A 2918-nucleotide genomic window follows, 5' to 3' on the forward strand; every position below is an offset into this window, starting at 1 on the left:
GGGTGCCCGTGTTGGCTCCGGCCACGGTCGGAGGGGTTGTGCCGGGTGTGCCCGGTGCCGAGCCGGCCGTGGTGGTCACCGCGCCGGCGGGAGGCGGCGTCGCCTCTCCCGTGGAACCGACCAGACCCGTCCCCACCGACAGACCGGTGGCCGAGACCAGCACCAACGCTGCGGCACCGGCCGTGATCAAGATCCCGCGCCGACGACGGGACAGGCGAGGAGCCGGAGCCGCGACCGGTGTACTGGGAGCCGGCTCGATCTCCCGCAGCGGACGTTCCTCCGGCACCACGGCGAGCGCCTGCCCGGGGACGGCGACGGCCGAGACGATCGGCGCGGGGTCACGATCACCGATCGCGGCGATGCCGATCAGTGCGCCACCGGCCGCGGACGCCGATTCGGGTTGGGGATCGAGGATCACCGGCAGGCGCAGGGTCGAGGACAGCATCTCGGTGACGAGCGGGATGGACGCGCCCCCACCGCCGAGGACGATCGCCGAGACGGGGGCCGGGTGTCCTCCCGCCTGGTCGGCGCCCGCACTCGCGAGTGCCTCCCGGATCAGTGCCACCGATTCCGCGAGGGGTCCGCGGACCAGGTCCTCGACGTCATCGCGGACGAGCCGAGCAACGGTGGTCACCTCGCCCACGCGGACGTCGACGACCGCGTCGGTGTCGACCGACAGGGATTCCTTGGCGCGGCGGCATTCGGTACGGAGCCGGCTCAGATCGTCGAGAACCGACGAGGCGGCGCCAGGATCGGCGAGCCCGGCGGCGACACCGGTGACCCGCAACGTGTGCCCGAGCAGCAGTCGGTCGAATTCGTTCCCGCTGACCGAGTCGAGGCGCAGGGGCCGACTCACCACACGCGGTTCGTCACCGGTCGCGAGCACGGTGACGGTCAGGGCTGATGCGCCGAGGTCGTAGCTGATCACCAGCCCCTCGCCGAAGGCACCTTCGTGGTGTTCGACGGCTGCCAGCGTCGCCCGCGACTCCGCCACCCAGCTGATCTCGCCCGTGAGCACGTCATCCCGCGCGAGCAGTGCAGCGCGGGCTTCGTCGACCGCCTGCGATGTCCACGTGTCGGGATGCACGACGGTCAGGTGCGCGACGGAGTCGTCGCCCAGGTCGAGGCGGGTGACGAGCGCGACGATCGCCGCGGCGTGGATCTGCGCGGCAGGCCGGCTCTGTCCGTGGTCGTCGAGTACCGGGACGGGATCACCGACACGGTCGAGGAAATCGCCGGAACCCACCAGCGCGGCGGTCTCGACGGAGAGCGAACTCTCCCACGAGTGCTCCGAGGCGACGACCGCGACACTGTTCGCGCTCCCGATCTTCACACCGATCGCGATCCCCATGTCGGTCAGCTCCTGTTCCCACCTGCGGGGTGGTCGATGGCGATCGGCGATCGCCGGCCGGCCACCGGCGTGGCGTGGGCGATCGTCTGTTGGCGCGTGCCGCGGCCGATGCGACCGTGCACTTCACAGAGTGTGTCGCCGATCATGACCCGGCCGTTAGCCCTTCGGCGGCGATTAGGGAGAAACTCCCCTACCCCCTATCGGCCCCGCCCCCTGTCGGGTTGTCCCCCCGGGGGCCGCCCCCCCTATCGACCGTCGCGACAGGACTGGGGATTTACCCCGATGTCGCGCACCGCACCGGCGTTTAGCGTCGGACTCGACACGGGATCGAACTGCGATCTCTCCGACGCAAGGAACGACGCCATGCCGACCAATGCGGTACTCGACTTCATCCTCGGCCTGCTTCGCGACGAGGACGCGTTCAACGCCTACTGCGGCAATCCCCAGGCCGCGATCGACCGTGCCGGGCTCACCGGGATCACGCCCGCACACATCTCGGCCGCGACGCCGCTCGTCGCCGACTCCGGACTGGCCGTCGGCGGCGCTGCCGGTGGTGGCCTCGGCGCCATTGCCGGGGCCGGCGGTGGCCTCGGCGGCGGGGCGATCGGCGGTGCCGTCGGAGGTGGTGCGAGCGCCGGGGGCGGAATCGGGTTCGGTCTCGGTGGACTGGGCCTCGGTGGCATCAACGTCGGAGGTATCAGCGGCGGAGGCATCAACGTCGGTGTCGGTGACATCGGTCTCGGCGGAGTCGGCCTGGGCGACATCGACTTCGGTGGGCTCATCGGTGGGATCGGGCTCGGCGGCGTCGACCTCTCCGGCCTCTCGCTCGCAGACCTGGACCTCGGCGGAATCGCTTTCGGTGACCTCGATCTGGCCGGCCAGCTGGCTGTCACCCTCGGTGCGGCTCTGTCCGCCGGACTGGGCGCCGGAGGCGAGGTGGCGGCGCAGTTCGGCGCCGCGCTGGGTGCCGCCCTCGACACCCTGGTCGCCGGAGGCCTCGAACTGAGTGCAGGCGCCGGGGCGGCGATCGCCGGGGCGCTGGCCGGCGCGATCGACGCGGAAGGTGCGTTGGCCGGTCAACTCGGCGCATCCCTCGACGCCCTCCTCGCCGCGGGCGCCGACCTCGGACTCGGCCTCGGTGGCGGACTCGCCGCCCAGTTGTCGGCGGCGCTCGGCGCGGGCGGCGAACTCGCGGGCGAGTTCGGCGCGACCCTCGGCGGAATGCTCGGCGCCACGTTCGAAGCCGGCGGTGCGCTCGGTGCCGACCTCTCCACGGCGCTCGCCGCCGGACTCGGTGCGGGTGGCGCCATCTCCGCGGTCCTCTCCGGTGCACTCGGCCTCGGGGCCGACCTGTCGAGCGATCTGACCGCCGCCCTCACCTCGACGCTCGACGTCGCCGGCGACCTGTCCGCGACGCTCTCCGGACTGCTCGACGCGCAGGCCGTCGCCGATCTGTCCGGTGAGCTCGGGGCGACCCTGACCAGCGCTCTCGGCTCCACCCTGGCAGCGGGCGGCACGGCCGCCGCGTCGCTCGGGACCGCGCTGGGTGTTGCTCTGACGTCGAGCG

Annotated in this window: 2 protein-coding genes; one reads left to right on the plus strand and one right to left on the minus strand. The window is 72.4% G+C overall.

What is annotated here, in order from left to right:
- Window positions 1-1351, minus strand: a 1351-nt coding sequence (locus GOAMI_RS22190) for an Hsp70 family protein (protein WP_006438891.1), incomplete at its 3' end; no start/stop codon positions are given.
- A gap of 363 nt (window positions 1352-1714) precedes the next feature.
- Here GOAMI_RS22190 and GOAMI_RS23750 point away from each other — a divergent pair.
- Window positions 1715-2918 (plus strand): IniB N-terminal domain-containing protein (locus GOAMI_RS23750; protein ID WP_006438892.1); only part of this gene is annotated, 1204 nt, incomplete at its 3' end.

This window comes from Gordonia amicalis NBRC 100051 = JCM 11271 (assembly GCF_000332995.1).
In the GTDB taxonomy this organism is placed as follows: Bacteria; Actinomycetota; Actinomycetes; order Mycobacteriales; family Mycobacteriaceae; genus Gordonia; species Gordonia amicalis.